We start from the raw sequence: 15,231 nt of genomic DNA, 5'->3' as shown, positions 1-15,231 counted from the left end.
ATCAGAGTCGATCCACGACGAACCGTAGCCGCTCGGCCACCGGAACACGCGGCAGCTCGATCAGCGTATAGCCATAGTCGCGATAGGTTTCGGCCATGATCGCGTGAGTCGCCTCGGCGACGGCTGGCGTCTGCCTGCGTTCCCGATCGCCGGTGTAGATCGCATCCCAATAAGGCGCGATGAAGACATGGGGGTTGTAGCGGCAGCTGCGCGCCGCCGCATCAATGTGCGGCGGGACCGGGAGACCGGACACGCGCAGGAAGCCGACGACATCCGGCACGCCGCGATCGAGGACGACCGTCAGCCCGGAGGCGAGCGCCTCGGCATGGGCAGCGACCTCCCGCACCACCATGCGCTCGGCAAAGGCAAGCTCGTCAGCCCAGGGGAGGGCAGAACCGCCCGCTGCCATCTCCTCGCGGATGATGGCGCGGCCGACCTCGGCGCTGGTGGCGACTCCCGCCACCGCCAGCGCTTCGATCAGGGTCGACTTGCCCGAGCCCGGACCGCCGGTGATGACGAACAGACGGTCGGTGTCCATGGGTGGATCATAGGGAGACGACGACGCGGGAGTAAATCCCGCGTCCCGTCGGCCGCGGCTCTAGCCGTTACAGCTTCGACGTCAGCTCCGGCACGATCTTGAACAGATCGCCGACCAGGCCGATGTCGGCAACCTGGAAGATCGGGGCGTCCTCGTCCTTGTTGATCGCGATGATCGTCTTCGAATCCTTCATGCCGGCGAGGTGCTGGATCGCGCCGGAGATACCGATCGCGATATAGACCTCGGGCGCGACGATCTTGCCGGTCTGGCCGACCTGATAGTCGTTGGGGACATAGCCGGCATCCACCGCGGCGCGGCTTGCGCCGACGCCGGCGCCGAGCTTGTCGGCGAGCGGCTCGATGATCGAGTGGAAGTTCTCGCTGTTCTGGAGCGCACGGCCGCCCGAGACGATGATCTTGGCAGAGGTGAGCTCGGGGCGCTCAGACTTGGCAATCTCCGAACCGGCGAAGGTCGACAGGCCCTTGTCACCGGTCGCAGCGACCTTCTCGATCGTGCCCGAGCCGCCGCTGGTCGCTGCCTTTTCAAAGGCGGTGCCGCGCACGGTGATGACCAGCTTGGCGTCCTTCGACTTGACGGTCGCGATGGCATTGCCCGCATAGATCGGCCGGGTGAAGGTGTCGGCGCTCTCGACCGAGAGGATGTCGCTGATCTGCATCACGTCGAGCAGGGCGGCAACGCGCGGCGCGATGTTCTTGCCGTTCGAGGTTGCCGGGAACAGCACCGCATCATGATGCCCCATCAGCTCGACGATCAGCGGCGCGACATTCTCGGCCAGCGCATGCGCATAGGCAGCGTCGTCGGCGACATGGACCTTGCCGACGCCGGCGATCTTCGCGGCTTCAGCGGCGACGCCATCGACGCCCTGGCCGGCGACCAGCAGATGCACTTCGCCGAGCTTCGACGCGGCGGTGACCACGGCGAGCGTTGCGTCCTTGACGGCCGTGCCGTCATGTTCGACCCAGACGAGCGTCTTCATTTCGCGACTCCCATCGCCTTGAGCTTTGCCACAAGTTCGTCGACATCGGCGACCTTGACCCCGGCCACGCGCTTGGCGGGCTCGACCACCTTCAGCGTCGTCAACCGCGGCGCGACGTCGACGCCGTAATCGGCCGGCGTCTTCTGCGCCATCGGCTTCGACTTGGCCTTCATGATGTTGGGCAAGCTCGCATAGCGCGGCTCGTTGAGGCGCAGATCGGTGGTGACGATCGCCGGGAGCTTCAGATCCTCGGTCTCCGAGCCGCCATCGACTTCGCGCGTGACCTTGGCGACGCCGTCGGCGACGACGACCGCGCTCGCGAAGGTGCCCTGGCCCCAGCCGAGCAGGCCGGCAAGCATCTGGCCGGTCTGGTTGTTGTCGTCGTCGATCGCCTGCTTGCCCAGGATGATCAGATCAGGCTTTTCCTCCTCGGCGATCTTGGCGAGCAGCTTGGCGACGCCCAGGGGCTCGACCTTCTCTTCCGAGACGACCAGGATTGCGCGGTCAGCGCCCATGGCGAGCGCGGTGCGGAGCGTTTCCTGGGCTTTCTGCTCGCCGATCGAGACTGCGACGATCTCGGTGACCACGCCCTTTTCCTTCAGGCGGATGGCTTCCTCGACCGCGATCTCGTCGAACGGGTTCATGCTCATCTTGACGTTGGCAAGATCCACGCCCGTGCCGTCAGCCTTCACGCGGGGCTTTACGTTATAGTCAAGCACACGCTTGACCGGGACCAGCACCTTCATTGCAATCCACTCCTGTGTCTGAACGCTTCCCGGGGAGGAAAGAGGTTCAGGCCGCCTTCTTCACCTCGGCGACGATCTTGCGGGCAGCATCGCCCAGATCATTGGCCGGCACGATGGCGAGACCCGAGGTGGACAGGATCTTCTTGCCCTCCTCGACATTGGTGCCTTCGAGCCGGACCACGAGCGGCACCGACAGATTCACTTCCTTCGCCGCCGCGACGATGCCCTCGGCGATGATGTCGCACTTCATGATGCCGCCGAAGATGTTGACCAAGATGCCCTTCACTGCCGGATCGGCAAGGATGATCTTGAACGCGGCCGTCACCTTCTCCTTGTTGGCGCCGCCGCCGACATCGAGGAAGTTGGCCGGGAACATGCCGTTGAGCTTGATGATGTCCATCGTCGCCATGGCGAGGCCGGCGCCGTTGACCATGCAGCCGATATCGCCGTCGAGCTTGATATAGGCGAGGTCGTACTTCGACGCTTCGAGCTCCGAAGGGTCCTCTTCGGTCTCGTCGCGGAGCGCGAGCAGGTCCTTGTGGCGGAACAGCGCGTTCGAATCGAAGCCGACCTTGGCATCGAGCACCATCAGCTTGCCGTCAGTGGTGAGCGCGAGCGGGTTGATCTCGATCTGCGCTGCGTCAGTGCCCATGAAGGCGTCGTACAGCTTTGCCGACACATTGGCGGCCTGCTTGGCGAGATCGCCCTTCAGCCCAAGCGCATTGGCGACCGCACGGCCGTGATGTGGCATGAAGCCGGTTGCGGGATCGACGGCGAAGCTGTGGATCTTCTCGGGCGTGTCGTGGGCTACCGTCTCGATGTCCATGCCGCCTTCGGTCGAAGCGACCAGGGCGACTCGGCCGCTGACGCGATCGACGAGGAGGGCGAGGTAGAATTCCTTGGCGATGTCGACGCCGTCGGTCACGTAGAGGCGGTTGACCTGCTTGCCATGCTCGCCGGTCTGCACCGTGACGAGGGTGTTGCCGAGCATGTCGTTCGCCGCCGCGCGAACCTCGTCAGCGGTCTTCGCCAGCCGGACGCCGCCCTTGGCATCGGGGCCGAGTTCCTTGAACTTGCCCTTGCCGCGTCCGCCGGCATGGATCTGGGCTTTCACCACGTAAAGCGGCCCGGGGAGCTTGGCGGCTGCCTCGACCGCTTCGTCAGCGCTCATGGCGGCGAAACCGGCGGGCACGGGGACACCGAACTTCGCGAGAAGCTCCTTGGCCTGATATTCGTGGATGTTCATGAGGGCGCGAGCCTTTCGAAGATCGGGGATGCGGACGCCTTAAGCACAGCGTGCGCGGCGAATCCACCCCCGCCTGACCAGCTTCGCCCCGGCGGTGCGGTTAGCCGACACCGAGCGCGCAGAGCGCCGCGGAACTGGTCGTCACGCCGACGATCTTCGAATCGTTCAGCGAGCGGACCCGGTAGAGGAACTGATCGACCGACTTCGACTCCCCTGCCTTGCCGAGCCCCGCCAGCCGCCTGAGCTGGAGCAGCGACAGGCGATCGACCATGCGGTGCGCCATGCAGCCGGCCATCGGCTTAGGAATGCCGGCGCTTTCAAGCCCGGCCCTGGTCATCTGCTCGGGGGTCGAGCAGGCGGCGAGCGCCAGCAGGGGGGCCAGCACGAGGCCGGCCGGTAAAATGCCACGCATGTCCATACCTTTCGTGCAACCGCGCCACGCTGCCGCTATATCGGGCCGCATGCACTGGCAAACCGGCCTTATCCTGTTCATCGCGACCATCGTCCTGATGGAGGGATTCGCTTATGTCGCACACCGCTGGGTGATGCACGGGCCGGGCTGGTTCCTCCATGAAAGCCATCATAGGCCCCGCGCCGGCAACTGGGAGCTGAACGACCTTTATGCCGCGATCTTTGCGGTCCCTTCCTTCATTCTGCTGCTCGGCGGCGTGCAGCTCGGCTGGTGGCCGGGCTGCACCTGGATCGGCGCGGGGATCGCTGGCTATGGCGCAATCTATTTCGGCTTCCATGACGTGATCGTCCACAAAAGGCTCGACCACCACTATCTGCCCAAATCCAGCTATATGAAGCGGATCATCCAGGCCCACCGGCTTCACCATGTCGTAGAGACCAAGGCGGGCAATGTGAGCTTCGGCTTTCTCTGGGCGCCCAAGCCCGAGGCGCTCAAGGCCGAACTCAAGCGCCGCGAGCGCGCCGGGGTGCGCGCGCCGGCCGGACAAAATGCGCCGGCAGGGCGGGGCGCGCCGCTCGATTGAACGAATCGCCGCTCTTCTACGCGCTCGCCATTCCGGCGGTGACGTTGCTTGGCCTGTCGAAGGGCGGGTTCGCGGGCCTTGGCGCGCTGGCCCTGCCGCTGCTTGCGCTGGCGATCTCGCCGGTGCGGGCGGCGGCGATCCTGTTGCCGATCCTGATCGTGCAGGACGTCGTCGGCGTGTGGGCATTCAGGAAGAGCTGGGACGGACATGTGCTCGCCTGGATGCTGCCCGGATCGGTGATCGGCATCGGGCTCGCCTGGTATTTCGCCGCGCGCGTGCCCGAAGCGGCAGTGCTCGGCGTGGTCGGCGCGATCTCGATCCTGTTCGGTGCCTATCGTCTGTGGGCCGACCGGGGCGGGGCGCTGGCGGCACCGGCCACGTCGCCGGGCTGGGTCGGGACGCTGTTCGGGGTCGCTTCCGGTTTCACCAGCCAGATCGCGCATGCCGGACAGCCGCCCTTCCAGATCTGGGTGCTGCCAAAGCGCCTGCCGCGCGACGTGCTGGTCGGCACCACCGCGATCTTCTTCGCTGCGACCAACTGGCTGAAGGTGCCCGCTTACTGGGCGCTCGGGCAATTCAGCCGCGACACGATGCTGGCGGCGGCGACCTTGCTGCCGGTGGCGATCGCCTCGACCTTTGCCGGGGTGTGGCTGGTGCGGCGGGTTTCGCCTGCCCGTTTCTACACCGCCATCTACGCGTTGATGATATTGGTCGGCGTGAAACTGGCCTGGGACGCAATTTCTTGAGGTAAAGAGCAGTCTCACCAGAGATTTGGTCTGATTTTTATGGTCATTATACCAAATCTAAAGCAACGAGTGCCGCTACGTTACTGGTGATCGACTGATCAGTGACTTGAATAATTTTGCGGCCCCGGAAGCGGCACTGCCGTCCTTTTCGCCACAAAATCGATCGCGCGGACCCGGCCGCGATCCCGATTCCCGCTGTTCCCCGCTGTTATCGCAACTTTTTTATTTTCGCCGCTGTTATGTTGGATTTTGTGCTCGATTTCACCGTTCATTATCAACGCTTTACCGGCCATCCCGCTGTTATTCAGGAACAGCGGGATAACAGCGGGGGAACAGCGACGATAACAGCGGCGGAACAGCGGGAACAGCGGGCCTGGGGAATGGCGGCCCGCCCGTTGGAAAAACCGGTCATGTCAAAGAGCAGGGCGGCGGCGGGACAGCATCCCGCCCGCTCGCGCTCTTTCCACACTCTCTCTCGGGGTTGAATCAAACCGATCCATCCTGATCGCCTGATCAGGGTTCACGCATGCCGCTCTAATCAAAGAGCGACGACACCGAGGTTTCGTCGGCAATCCGCTTGATCGCTTCGCCGATCAACGGCGCGATCGTGAGCAAACGGATTCGCCTGGCATCCTTCACCACGTCATGCTGGCCGATTGAATCAGTGATGACGAGTTCCTCGAGCACCGAGCCCTCGACGCGCGCGACCGCGCCGCCCGACAGCACGCCGTGGGTGACATAGGCGACGACGCCCTCGGCGCCGGCCTCCTTGAGCGCCGCGGCTGCGTTGCAGAGGGTGCCGGCCGAATCGACGATGTCGTCGATCAGGATGCAGAAGCGGCCCTCGACCTCGCCGATAATGTTCATCACCTCGGATTCGCCGGCGCGCTCGCGGCGCTTGTCGACGATCGCGAGCGGGGCATTGTCGAGGCGCTTGGCCAGCGCGCGGGCGCGGACCACGCCGCCGACATCGGGCGAGACGACCATGATGTTGCGATCGCCGAAGCGGGTCTGGATATCGGCCGACATCACCGGCGCGCCGTAGAGATTGTCAGTCGGGATATCGAAGAAGCCCTGGATCTGCCCGGCATGGAGATCGACCGACAGCACGCGGTCGGCGCCGGCGACGGTGATCAGATTGGCGACGAGCTTGGCCGAGATCGGGGTGCGCGGTCCTGGTTTGCGATCCTGCCGGGCGTAGCCGAAATAGGGAATCACGGCGGTGATCCGCCGGGCCGAGGCGCGGCGCAGCGCATCGATGCAGATCAGCAATTCCATGAGATTGTCGTTGGCGGGAAAGCCGGTAGATTGCAGGACGAACACATCCTCGCCGCGGACATTCTCCTGGATCTCGACGAACACCTCCTCGTCGGCGAAGCGGCGGACGCTGGCATTGGTCAGCGGGATTTCGAGATACTCGGATACCGCACGCGCCAGCGGGAGGTTTGAATTGCCGGTCATCAATTTCATGCTGCGCGTCCCGCCTGATCCTTGCATCCCCTTAGCTCCACGACTTTCGAACGCAATGGCCACCGGGCACGGCGTTGCGGTATCGGGAGATTCCGGCACTGATATCGGCCGCAGACTGGCCATGCGCCACGTACCGATCGCCAGGTTCAAGACATCGTCACTTCCGGCGCAGATGCTTCTCCCAGTCGATCTGGCTGAGCGCGACCAGCAGGCCGAGCATCGCAAGCTGCAGCGCGATGCCGAGTGGGTTGGTGAGGCTGCGGCGGAAGGCGTCTCCGATGCTCGATTCGCGGATATGCTGGGCCGAGACGGCGTAGATCGAATAGGACACGACACGGCCGACAAAGAAGGCGGCGGTGAAGGGGAGCAGGCTGACCCTGGTCAGGCCGGCGGCTTCGAAAAGCTGCGCCGACGGAACCGGCGAGAGCGCGAACAGGCCGAGGCCGAGGATCGCGTTTCGCTTGCGCTGCCCGAGCGCCTCGCGTGCCGCGGCGAGATTGCGCTTCATCTTCTCCGGCAGGCGACCAGCGAGCAGGCGGAAGCCGTGTGCGAGAAGGAACCGGCCGGAAGCGGCTGCCAACGCGCCGATGAGGACAAGGGCGGGGACAGGCAGCTTGGTATTGAGGCCGTACAGGACGATGATCGACCAGGTGGGCGGCCCGAACGCCGGCATCAGGTTCACGCCAAGCACGATCATGAAGAAAATCAGATAATCAGCCATCATGGCCGGTTCATATTGCGGGCGGCGCGCGCCGGATAGCCGCCGCGGCGGCTGTGAAGCCGGGCTCGGGCGCTCGGCGTCGGCGGGGCGGCGGCATTCGGTGCCGTGCATTTCGGCACTTGCCGCCGGGACCGTTCCGCGAGATCGGATCCGACACGGGCCCGACACGTTGCAGTGCGGCTTGAAAGGTCGATTCGATGCCGCATGCCAGTAACGTCGTCAGCTGCACGGGCCCGGAAAGCCAGCATGCCTTCGACAATGTCCCGCTCCAGCCCCGCAACGGCACGCTCGATGCGCCCTGCCCGGTCTGCAAGGGCCATGGGCAATGGAACACCCAGATCGACCTGGTGAGCTTCCGATGCTCCCGCACGATCTGCGACCGGTGCTCGGGCGCGGGGTGGGTGGAGACCGGTCGCGACCCGATCGCCGTTCCCGATATCGAACTGAACCCGGAAGGCCGTCCGCAATGGATCATCCGTCACACCGCAGTGTAGCGGTGGTTGTTGCCGCCAGTTGCGAGGGGTACAGGCGCTGGCATGACCATTCTTACCCGTTTCGCGCCCTCGCCCACCGGGCAGCTGCATGTCGGCAATATCAGAACCGCGCTGCACAACTGGCTTTGGGCGCAGCAGGCCGGCGGACGGTTCGTGCTGCGGATCGACGATACCGATGCCGAGCGGAGCGAGGAACGCTTCGTTGATGCGATCCGGGCCGATCTCGCCTGGCTCGGGCTCAATCCGGATGGCGAGGAGCGCCAATCGGCCCGGTTCGCGCTGTACGAGGCGCGGTTTGCTGCGTTGCGCGAGGCCGGCCATGTCTATCCCGCCTATGAGACCGCGCAGGAACTCGACCTGAAGCGCAAGATCGCGGCGGGGCGCGGACTCCCGCCGGTCTATGACCGGGCTGCGCTCGCGCTGGGCGATGCGGAGCGGGCTGCGTTCGAGGCGGAAGGGCGCAGCCCCCATTGGCGCTTCAAGCTCGACCATGCAGCGCCGATCGAGTGGGACGACCTGATCCGCGGCCATCAGCGTTTCGATCCGGCGACGATGAGCGACCCCGTCATCCGCCGCGCCGACGGCTCATGGCTCTATATGCTGCCGTCAGCGATCGACGATGCCGAGATGGGGGTGACTCATGTCGTGCGCGGCGAGGACCATGTGTCGAACACGGCGCTTCAGCTGCAGATGTTCGCCGCGCTCGGCAGCCCGCCCCCGGCCTTTGCCCATGAGGCCTTGCTGGTCGGCAGCGAGGGCAAGCTTTCGAAGCGGCTCGGCTCGGTCGGCGTCGAGTCGTTCCGCGAGGCGGGGATCGAACCCGAGGCGGTGCGGGCGCTGCTGGCGCGAATCGGCACCAGCCTGCCAGTCGAGCCGTTGATCGATACCGCCACGCTGATCGAGACCTTCGATTTCGGGCGGTTCGGACGAGCGCCGGCGCGGTTCGACGAGGCCGAACTGGCGGCGCTCAATGCGCGGATCATCCATCAGCTCGATTTCGACCGGGTTGCGCCGCAGCTCCCGGCGGGGATGGGCCGCGCCGGGTGGGAAGCAGTGCGCCCCAATCTTTCGACACTGGCCGAGGCCGCTGACTGGTGGCAGGTAATCGAGGGGCCGATCGATGCCGATATCGACCCGGCCGACCGCAACTTTCTGGGCGAGGCGGCACGACTCGCCGCCGGGATAGACTGGAGCGGCGACCCCTGGCACGCGCTGACCGGAGCGCTCAAGGCAAGTTCGGGGCGTAGCGGCAAATCCCTGTTCCTGCCGCTCCGGCGGGCGCTGACCGGGCTCGACCATGGCCCGGACATGAAGACGTTGCTGCCCCTGATCGGCCGCGACCGCGCGATCGAACGCCTCGGCAAGACCTGATGAACCACGCCTGAAATGATATCTTGTATCTCTGTAGTTATGTTGTATCATCGCTATTGAGCATGGGCACAAGACCCGGCCACCACCATGGAGTTTGATGGAGACAGGCGATGTATGCTGACAAATATTCGCGGCGCATGAAGCTCGACCCCCGCAGCATGGCGCTGGCGGTGGCCCTGAACGGGACGATCGTTGCCGGGCTGGTCGCGTTTGCCGCCCCGCATTTCGTACGAACAATTGACGTTGTCCTGGAAGGCAGGAATATCCCGCTTCCACCACCCCCACCGCCCAATCCCGAGCCCACCCCAACCATCAAGCATCCGGTTCAGGCGACGCCCGTCGCCAAGCCGGTGGCACCCGACCCGATCGTGCACAGCGACACACCAATCGAAGTCGCCATCAATACTGGCCCCTCCCTTCCGCCCACCCCCACCGTGGGAACGGGCACCGTCTTCGAGCCGGTCAAGGCGCCGCCGGTCATTGTCGGGCCGGAGGTCGACAAGCGTTTCGCCGGCGTCTTCCAGCCTGAATATCCGCTCGGCGAGCGCCGCGCCGAGCATGAGGGCCGGGTGACGGTCCGCGTCCTGATCGGCACCGACGGCCGGGTGAAGCAGGTCGAGCGGATCAGCGCGACGAGCGACGAGTTCTTCGCCGCGACCCAGCGCCGCGCGCTCGAGAAATGGCGCTTCAAGCCCGGCACGCGCGACGGCGCGCCCGTCGAGGCATGGCGGACGATGTCGGTCAGCTTCGTGCTGAAAGACGAATAAATGCCCGGGATCGGGCGGGGCTGGCATCCGGCCCCGCCCGGGCCTATCTTCGCGGGTATGAACTTCCTGCGCTACTTTGCTCCGATGCGGGCTATCCGGGATCTGCGCCTCTTCCTGTCGCAGCGGCGCAAGCATGAGCTTGTGTTCCTGGCGCTTTCGGTCGCGATCACCTGGACGATCATGTTCTACATGATTCACGATACGAAGATCGTGAAGGACAGGCGCCCGGTCATCATCTATGTGCAGCAATGGCCGGCGAACCGGACCGATGCCGAAATCATCGCCCAGCAAAAGCTCGACGCGCCCGAACAGACCAAGCGCGAAGAAGCCGAGAAGAAGCGCGAGGCCGACAACCAGGCGGCCTGGAAGCGAATCGACGACAATCTGAAGAAGTACGGCATCTGAACCCGCGCAGCGACGTCGGCTGGATGGGGGCGGCACTGGCCCTCGCCGAGCGTGGCCGCGGCCTGACGGCGCCCAACCCCAATGTCGGTTGCGTGATCGTGCAGGACGGCCGCGTCGCGGGGCGTGGCTGGACTCAGCCTGGCGGGCGCCCGCATGCCGAGGCGATGGCGCTTGCCGAAGCGGCCGCCAAGTCGCGCGGCGCGACTTGCTACACGATCCTCGAACCCTGCGCGCACGAATCGGCGCGCGGGCCGGCCTGTGCCGACCTGCTGGTCGCGGCGGGGGTGGCCCGGGTGGTGATCGCGACCGGCGATCCCGACAGCCGGACCGACGGCAGCGGGATCGCGCGGTTGCGCGGCGCCGGGATCGAGGTCGTGACGGATGTCAGGGCCGAAGAGGCGCGGCGGACGATGGCCGGGTTCCTGACCCGTTATTTCCACGGCCGGCCGCTCGTGACGCTGAAGCTCGCCATGTCGCTCGACGGCGCCGTCGCCCGGGCGGACGGATCGAGCCGCTGGATCACCGGACCCGAGGCACGGGCGCATGCCCATCTCGAGCGGGCGCGCCACGAGGCGATCCTGGTCGGGCGCGGGACCTTGGAGGCCGATGCGCCGGCGCTCGACGTGCGGCTCGCCGGATTGGAAGGACGGAGTCCGGAGCGGTGGGTGCTGTCACATGACCATTCTTTTCAGCCGGCCAAAGGCGGGCGCGCCGGGAATTGGAAGGTTCTGACCTCTCCCGCAGACATCGCAGACCTCGACGGCGTCGATCATCTCTTCGTCGAGGGCGGCGCATCCACCGCCGCCGCGTTTCTGTCGGCCGACCTGGTCGACCGCCTGCTCCTCTACCGCGCGCCGATCCTGATCGGTGGCGGGCGGACGCTGCCCGATATCGGCCTGGCGAACCTTGCGGAGGCGCATGGCCGCTGGAATCTCCATGATGCGCGGCGGCTTGGCAGCGACCGGGTCGAGGTTTACGAGCGCGTCAGGGAACCCGCTTAATGTTTACAGGCATCATCACTGATATCGGCACGATCGGGCGAGTCGAGGCACTGGCGGATACGCGCGTGCGAATCGTGACCAGCTACGACACCGCCACGATCGACCTCGGCGCGTCGATCGCCTGTTCGGGCGTGTGCCTGACGGTGGTCGACAAGGGGCCGGGCTGGTTCGCGGTCGATGTCTCGGGCGAGACCATCAGCCGTACCGCGCAGGGGCAATGGACTGCCGGCCGCCGCCTCAACCTCGAACGCGCGCTGCGGCTGGGCGAAGAGCTGGGAGGCCATATCGTCACCGGCCATGTCGACGGCATCGGCGAAGTGGTCTCGGTCGTCGAGGAAGGCGGATCGCACCGGGTGCGAATCACGGCCGGGCCGGAGATCGCCCCCTTCGTCGCGCCCAAGGGATCGATCACGCTCGACGGCGTCTCGCTGACCGTCAACGAAGTCGAGGATGGGCCGCATGGCGTCACCATCGGCGTCAACATCATCCCGCATACCGCTTCGGTCACCACTTTCGGCAGCCTCGCGGCCGGCGACCCGATCAATATCGAGATCGACGTGCTCGCCCGCTACCTGCAACGCATGGAGCATTATCGTGCAAAAGCCTGAGCCCCGCAGCGGAGATTTGGCCCGGCTTCGCCACGGCTTCCTCTCTTCCCCCGAGGAAATCATCGACGAGGCCCGCAACGGCCGGATGTTCATCCTGGTCGATGACGAGGACCGCGAAAATGAGGGCGACCTCGTCATCCCGGCGCAGATGGCGACGCCGGAGAAGATCAACTTCATGGCGAAGCATGGTCGCGGGCTGATCTGCCTCGCGCTCTCCAAGAAGCGGGTCGACGAGCTTGGGCTCGACCTGATGAGCCGCCACAATGGCACGCGGCACGAGACCGCCTTCACCGTCTCGATCGAGGCGCGTGACGGGGTCACGACCGGCATTTCAGCCGCCGACCGGGCGCGGACCGTCGCGGTCGCGATCGATTCGTCGAAGGGCCGCGACGAGATCGTGACGCCCGGCCATGTCTTTCCGCTGGTCGCGCGCGACGGCGGGGTGCTGGTGCGCGCCGGCCATACCGAGGCAGCGGTCGATGTGTCGCGGCTCGCCGGGCTCAACCCGTCGGGCGTGATCTGCGAGATCATGAACGAGGACGGGACGATGTCGCGCCTCGACGATCTCGTCGCCTTCGCCCAGCTCCACAATCTCAAGATCGGCACGATCCGCGACCTCATCGCCTATCGCCGCCGCCATGACCATCTCGTCGAGAAGCGTGCCGAGACCATGTTCCACAGCCGGTGGGGCGGCGACTGGAAGGCAATGACCTTCTTCAACAAGGCGACCGGCGACGAGCAGGTGGCGCTGGTGAAGGGCAGGATCGACCCCGACAAGCCGACCCTGGTGCGGATGCACAGCCTGTCGATGTTCGCTGACGCGTTCGGCGAGGAATCGGCGCGGTCGGGGCTGCTGTCGCATTCGATGGAGGCGATCGCCGCCGAGGGAGCGGGCGTGATCGTCGTGATCAACCGGCCGATGAAGGATTCGATGACCCGGATCATCAGGCTGCGCACCGAAGGCAAGAATCTCGGCACGCCCGAGGCCAATGAATTGCGCGATTACGGCGTCGGCGCGCAGATCCTGGCCGAACTCGGCGTGCAGGACATGATTTTGCTGACCAACACGCACCATACCCTGGTCGGGCTCGATGGATATGGCCTGTCGATCGTCGGCGAGCGGGCGATTCCCGGCACCGGAGGCGAATGATGGCGAAGCTGCTGATCGTCGAGGCACGCTTCTACGACCATCTCAACGATCTCCTGCTCGAGGGCGCACGCGCCGCGATCGAGGATGCGGGACATGCGCATGAGACGATCACCGTGCCCGGTGCGCTCGAGATTCCCGCTGCCGTCGCGCTGGCGGCCGAGAGCGGGCGCTACGACGCCTTTGTCGCGCTCGGCGTGGTGATCCGCGGCGAGACCTATCATTTCGAGATCGTCGCGGGGGAAAGCGCGCGCGGTCTGATGGCGCTGTCCATGGATGGCGTGGCGATCGGCAACGGCATATTGACCGTCGAGAACGAGGCGCAGGCGCTCGCCCGGGCGCGTCGGACCGAGAAGGACAAGGGCGGCGAAGCGGCGAAGGCCGCGCTGGCGATGCTCGCGCTGAAACAGCGCTTCGGCTGAGATTCGCGCGGGTCGGGGGCTGAAGTCGGTTGAGGCCGGGACCGCCCTTACTTATACGGATGTAAGTAAGGGAGATCCGGGATGGCGCTGGCGCATAGTTTCAAGGCTAACCCGCACTGGCTGCCGCGGCAAAAGCCGGTGGCGATCTCGGCGATTCCCGGCGAGAACGGGCTGCCCTTTATCGGCAACACGCTGAAGCTGCTGCGCGATCCGGTCGGGTTCGGGCACCGGATGGTGAAGCTTTACGGACCGGTTTATCGCAACAACGCCTTTGGCGGCCCGTCCGTCACGCTGATGGGCGCCGATGCGAACGAGCTGGTATTGTTCGACCGCGACAAGATCTTCTCGTCCGAACAGGGCTGGGGCCCGATGCTCAACCTGCTCTTCCCGCGCGGGCTGATGCTGATGGATTTCGACAAGCACCGCGCCGACCGCAAGGTGATGTCAGTCGCGTTCAAGCCCGAGCCGATGCGCCATTATGCCGAGGCGCTGAATGCGGGCATCACCCGCACCGTGAGCGGCTGGGCCAACCGCCCGATGCGCTTCTACGACGCGATCAAGGCGCTGACGCTCGACCTTGCCGCCGACAGCTTCCTCGGCATGCCGCTCGGGCCCGAGGCCGACCGGGTCAACCAGGCATTCGTCGACGAGGTGCAGGCGACGATCGCGGCGATCCGCCTTCCGCTGCCCGGCACGCCGATGCGCAAGGGCGTGAAGGCGCGGGCCTATCTGATCGACCTGTTCAGGCGCGAGATTCCGAGGCGGCGGGTCGGTGACGGGCATGATTTCTTTTCGCAATTCTGCCGCGCGACCGACGAGGCGGGGCAGCCGCTCTCCGACGACGCGATCGCCGACCACATGAATTTCCTGATGATGGCCGCGCACGACACGATCACCTCGTCGGCGACCAGCCTCGTCATGCTGCTTGGCCGCAACCCCGAATGGCAGGACAAGCTCCGCGAGGAGATTGCCGGGCTCGGCCTGAACGACGATGCCGGGCTGCCTTATGGCCAGCTCGACCGGCTGGTGCTGACTGAATACGCCTTCAAGGAAGCCCTGCGGCTGATCCCGCCGGTGCCGTCGTTGCCGCGACGCGCGGTGCGCGATTTCGAGTTTGGCGGCTTTCACATCCCGGCCGGCACGATGGTCGGGGTCAGCCCCGCCTTCACTCACAAGATGCCCGAGCATTGGCCGGACCCGCACAGTTTCGATCCGATGCGATTCACGCCCGAGGAGAGCAAGGGCCGGCATAAATATGCCTGGGTGCCGTTCGGCGGCGGCGCGCATATGTGCATCGGCCTGCATTTCGCGACGATGCAGATCCGCATCCTGATGGTCCAGTTGCTGAGCCGCTACCGGATCGAGCTCGACGAGGGTTCGGGCGCTGAATGGCAGGCCTGGCCCATCCCCCGGCCGAAGGATGGGTTGCCGGTACGATTCGTACCGTTGGGGTAGCGACCCGCAACGTCATGCCGGACTTGTTCCGGCATCCACCGTACCGCAGGGCATCGACGCCTGGTTATGCGGCACGGTGGACTTCGGACAAGTCCGGGGTGA

At 65.6% G+C, this 15,231-nt stretch carries 19 protein-coding genes; 12 read left to right on the top strand and 7 right to left on the bottom strand.

The features are described 5' to 3' along the window. Position 1: 1 nt before the first annotated feature. From ABD050_RS07240 to ABD050_RS07220, 5 genes are all read right to left on the bottom strand, one after another. On the bottom strand, positions 2-538 hold the full coding sequence (locus tag ABD050_RS07240) for an AAA family ATPase (RefSeq protein ID WP_343888584.1): 537 nt from the start codon (positions 536-538) through the stop codon (positions 2-4). 67 nt (positions 539-605) lie between these two features. Continuing rightward, complete coding sequence (locus tag ABD050_RS07235) at positions 606-1,535, bottom strand: electron transfer flavoprotein subunit alpha/FixB family protein (protein WP_343888583.1); 930 nt, start codon at positions 1,533-1,535, stop codon at positions 606-608. Further along, entirely contained in the window at positions 1,532-2,281 is a 750-nt protein-coding gene (locus tag ABD050_RS07230) for an electron transfer flavoprotein subunit beta/FixA family protein (protein WP_343888582.1), read from the bottom strand. The genes ABD050_RS07235 and ABD050_RS07230 overlap by 4 nt, the downstream gene beginning before the upstream one ends. 46 nt (positions 2,282-2,327) lie before the next feature. Then, a complete protein-coding gene (gene sucC, locus ABD050_RS07225) occupies positions 2,328-3,527 on the bottom strand; it encodes an ADP-forming succinate--CoA ligase subunit beta (protein WP_343888581.1) in 1,200 nt (399 codons plus the stop codon). A 100-nt stretch (positions 3,528-3,627) separates the two neighbouring features. Further along, a complete protein-coding gene (locus ABD050_RS07220) occupies positions 3,628-3,939 on the bottom strand; it encodes a hypothetical protein (RefSeq protein ID WP_343888580.1) in 312 nt (103 codons plus the stop codon). A 49-nt stretch (positions 3,940-3,988) separates the two neighbouring features. Between ABD050_RS07220 and ABD050_RS07215 the strand changes: the two genes are divergently transcribed. From ABD050_RS07215 to ABD050_RS07205, 3 genes are all read left to right on the top strand, one after another. Beyond that, the gene (locus ABD050_RS07215) at positions 3,989-4,522 is read left to right on the top strand and encodes a sterol desaturase family protein (RefSeq protein WP_343888579.1); all 534 of its coding nucleotides are present in this window, start codon (positions 3,989-3,991) and stop codon (positions 4,520-4,522) included. Further along, positions 4,519-5,268 carry a sulfite exporter TauE/SafE family protein gene (locus ABD050_RS07210; protein WP_343888578.1) on the top strand — a complete coding sequence of 250 codons (750 nt, stop codon included), beginning with the start codon at positions 4,519-4,521 and terminating at the stop codon, positions 5,266-5,268. Before ABD050_RS07215 ends, ABD050_RS07210 begins: the two co-directional genes overlap by 4 nt. A gap of 239 nt (positions 5,269-5,507) precedes the next feature. Beyond that, positions 5,508-5,753, top strand: coding sequence for a hypothetical protein (locus ABD050_RS07205; RefSeq protein ID WP_343888577.1), 246 nt, complete (start codon positions 5,508-5,510; stop codon positions 5,751-5,753). A gap of 49 nt (positions 5,754-5,802) precedes the next feature. Here the strand turns inward: ABD050_RS07205 and ABD050_RS07200 are convergent, their stop codons facing one another. Beyond that, positions 5,803-6,738 (bottom strand): ribose-phosphate pyrophosphokinase, encoded by a 936-nt coding sequence (locus ABD050_RS07200; protein WP_343888576.1) that lies wholly within the window; start codon positions 6,736-6,738, stop codon positions 5,803-5,805. Positions 6,739-6,895: 157 nt separating this feature from the next. Then, positions 6,896-7,462, bottom strand: a complete 567-nt coding sequence (locus tag ABD050_RS07195; RefSeq protein WP_343888575.1) for a hypothetical protein — start codon at positions 7,460-7,462, stop codon at positions 6,896-6,898. A gap of 194 nt (positions 7,463-7,656) precedes the next feature. Here ABD050_RS07195 and ABD050_RS07190 point away from each other — a divergent pair, with 194 nt between their 5' ends. The 9 genes from ABD050_RS07190 (at position 7,657) to ABD050_RS07150 (ending at position 15,129) form a co-directional block, all read left to right on the top strand. Beyond that, on the top strand, positions 7,657-7,953 hold the full coding sequence (locus ABD050_RS07190; RefSeq protein WP_343888574.1) for a hypothetical protein: 297 nt from the start codon (positions 7,657-7,659) through the stop codon (positions 7,951-7,953). A 42-nt stretch (positions 7,954-7,995) separates the two neighbouring features. Continuing rightward, entirely contained in the window at positions 7,996-9,324 is a 1,329-nt protein-coding gene (gltX, locus tag ABD050_RS07185; RefSeq protein WP_343888573.1) for a glutamate--tRNA ligase, read from the top strand. A 110-nt stretch (positions 9,325-9,434) separates the two neighbouring features. Beyond that, positions 9,435-10,091 carry an energy transducer TonB gene (locus ABD050_RS07180; protein WP_343888572.1) on the top strand — a complete coding sequence of 219 codons (657 nt, stop codon included), beginning with the start codon at positions 9,435-9,437 and terminating at the stop codon, positions 10,089-10,091. Between the two features lie 84 nt (positions 10,092-10,175). Continuing rightward, positions 10,176-10,496: a hypothetical protein gene (locus ABD050_RS07175; protein WP_343888571.1), complete on the top strand. Its 321-nt coding sequence runs from the start codon at positions 10,176-10,178 to the stop codon at positions 10,494-10,496. Between the two features lie 23 nt (positions 10,497-10,519). Beyond that, positions 10,520-11,497: a bifunctional diaminohydroxyphosphoribosylaminopyrimidine deaminase/5-amino-6-(5-phosphoribosylamino)uracil reductase RibD gene (gene ribD / locus ABD050_RS07170; protein WP_343888570.1), complete on the top strand. Its 978-nt coding sequence runs from the start codon at positions 10,520-10,522 to the stop codon at positions 11,495-11,497. Next, positions 11,497-12,105, top strand: a complete 609-nt coding sequence (locus tag ABD050_RS07165) for a riboflavin synthase (protein WP_343888569.1) — start codon at positions 11,497-11,499, stop codon at positions 12,103-12,105. Before ribD ends, ABD050_RS07165 begins: the two co-directional genes overlap by 1 nt. Then, positions 12,092-13,255, top strand: coding sequence for a 3,4-dihydroxy-2-butanone-4-phosphate synthase (gene ribB, locus ABD050_RS07160; RefSeq protein ID WP_343888568.1), 1,164 nt, complete (start codon positions 12,092-12,094; stop codon positions 13,253-13,255). Before ABD050_RS07165 ends, ribB begins: the two co-directional genes overlap by 14 nt. Continuing rightward, on the top strand, positions 13,255-13,674 hold the full coding sequence (ribH, locus tag ABD050_RS07155; protein WP_343888567.1) for a 6,7-dimethyl-8-ribityllumazine synthase: 420 nt from the start codon (positions 13,255-13,257) through the stop codon (positions 13,672-13,674). Before ribB ends, ribH begins: the two co-directional genes overlap by 1 nt. Before the next feature lie 81 nt (positions 13,675-13,755). Further along, positions 13,756-15,129 carry a cytochrome P450 gene (locus ABD050_RS07150; protein ID WP_343888566.1) on the top strand — a complete coding sequence of 458 codons (1,374 nt, stop codon included), beginning with the start codon at positions 13,756-13,758 and terminating at the stop codon, positions 15,127-15,129. Positions 15,130-15,231: the final 102 nt, after the last annotated feature.

Source organism: Sphingomonas oligophenolica (assembly GCF_039522915.1).
Taxonomy (GTDB): Bacteria; Pseudomonadota; Alphaproteobacteria; order Sphingomonadales; family Sphingomonadaceae; genus Sphingomonas; species Sphingomonas oligophenolica.
Note: the sequence above shows the minus strand (reverse complement) of the source record. Positions and strands in the feature narration are given on the sequence as shown.

Excerpts from the sequence above, each read along its gene's own strand:
- ABD050_RS07230 (WP_343888582.1), bottom strand. The coding sequence starts at position 2,281 with ATGAAGGTGCTGGTCCCGGTCAAGCGTGTGCTTGACTATAACGTAAAG.
- ABD050_RS07205 (WP_343888577.1), top strand. The coding sequence starts at position 5,508 with ATGTTGGATTTTGTGCTCGATTTCACCGTTCATTATCAACGCTTTACC.
- gltX (WP_343888573.1), top strand. The coding sequence starts at position 7,996 with ATGACCATTCTTACCCGTTTCGCGCCCTCGCCCACCGGGCAGCTGCAT.
- ABD050_RS07220 (WP_343888580.1), bottom strand. The coding sequence starts at position 3,939 with ATGCGTGGCATTTTACCGGCCGGCCTCGTGCTGGCCCCCCTGCTGGCG.
- ribD (WP_343888570.1), top strand. The coding sequence starts at position 10,520 with ATGGGGGCGGCACTGGCCCTCGCCGAGCGTGGCCGCGGCCTGACGGCG.
- ABD050_RS07195 (WP_343888575.1), bottom strand. The coding sequence starts at position 7,462 with ATGATGGCTGATTATCTGATTTTCTTCATGATCGTGCTTGGCGTGAAC.
- ABD050_RS07175 (WP_343888571.1), top strand. The coding sequence starts at position 10,176 with ATGCGGGCTATCCGGGATCTGCGCCTCTTCCTGTCGCAGCGGCGCAAG.
- ABD050_RS07150 (WP_343888566.1), top strand. The coding sequence starts at position 13,756 with ATGGCGCTGGCGCATAGTTTCAAGGCTAACCCGCACTGGCTGCCGCGG.
- ABD050_RS07240 (WP_343888584.1), bottom strand. The coding sequence starts at position 538 with ATGGACACCGACCGTCTGTTCGTCATCACCGGCGGTCCGGGCTCGGGC.
- ABD050_RS07180 (WP_343888572.1), top strand. The coding sequence starts at position 9,435 with ATGTATGCTGACAAATATTCGCGGCGCATGAAGCTCGACCCCCGCAGC.
- ribH (WP_343888567.1), top strand. The coding sequence starts at position 13,255 with ATGGCGAAGCTGCTGATCGTCGAGGCACGCTTCTACGACCATCTCAAC.
- ABD050_RS07165 (WP_343888569.1), top strand. The coding sequence starts at position 11,497 with ATGTTTACAGGCATCATCACTGATATCGGCACGATCGGGCGAGTCGAG.
- ABD050_RS07200 (WP_343888576.1), bottom strand. The coding sequence starts at position 6,738 with ATGAAATTGATGACCGGCAATTCAAACCTCCCGCTGGCGCGTGCGGTA.
- ABD050_RS07235 (WP_343888583.1), bottom strand. The coding sequence starts at position 1,535 with ATGAAGACGCTCGTCTGGGTCGAACATGACGGCACGGCCGTCAAGGAC.
- ABD050_RS07190 (WP_343888574.1), top strand. The coding sequence starts at position 7,657 with ATGCCGCATGCCAGTAACGTCGTCAGCTGCACGGGCCCGGAAAGCCAG.
- ABD050_RS07215 (WP_343888579.1), top strand. The coding sequence starts at position 3,989 with ATGCACTGGCAAACCGGCCTTATCCTGTTCATCGCGACCATCGTCCTG.
- sucC (WP_343888581.1), bottom strand. The coding sequence starts at position 3,527 with ATGAACATCCACGAATATCAGGCCAAGGAGCTTCTCGCGAAGTTCGGT.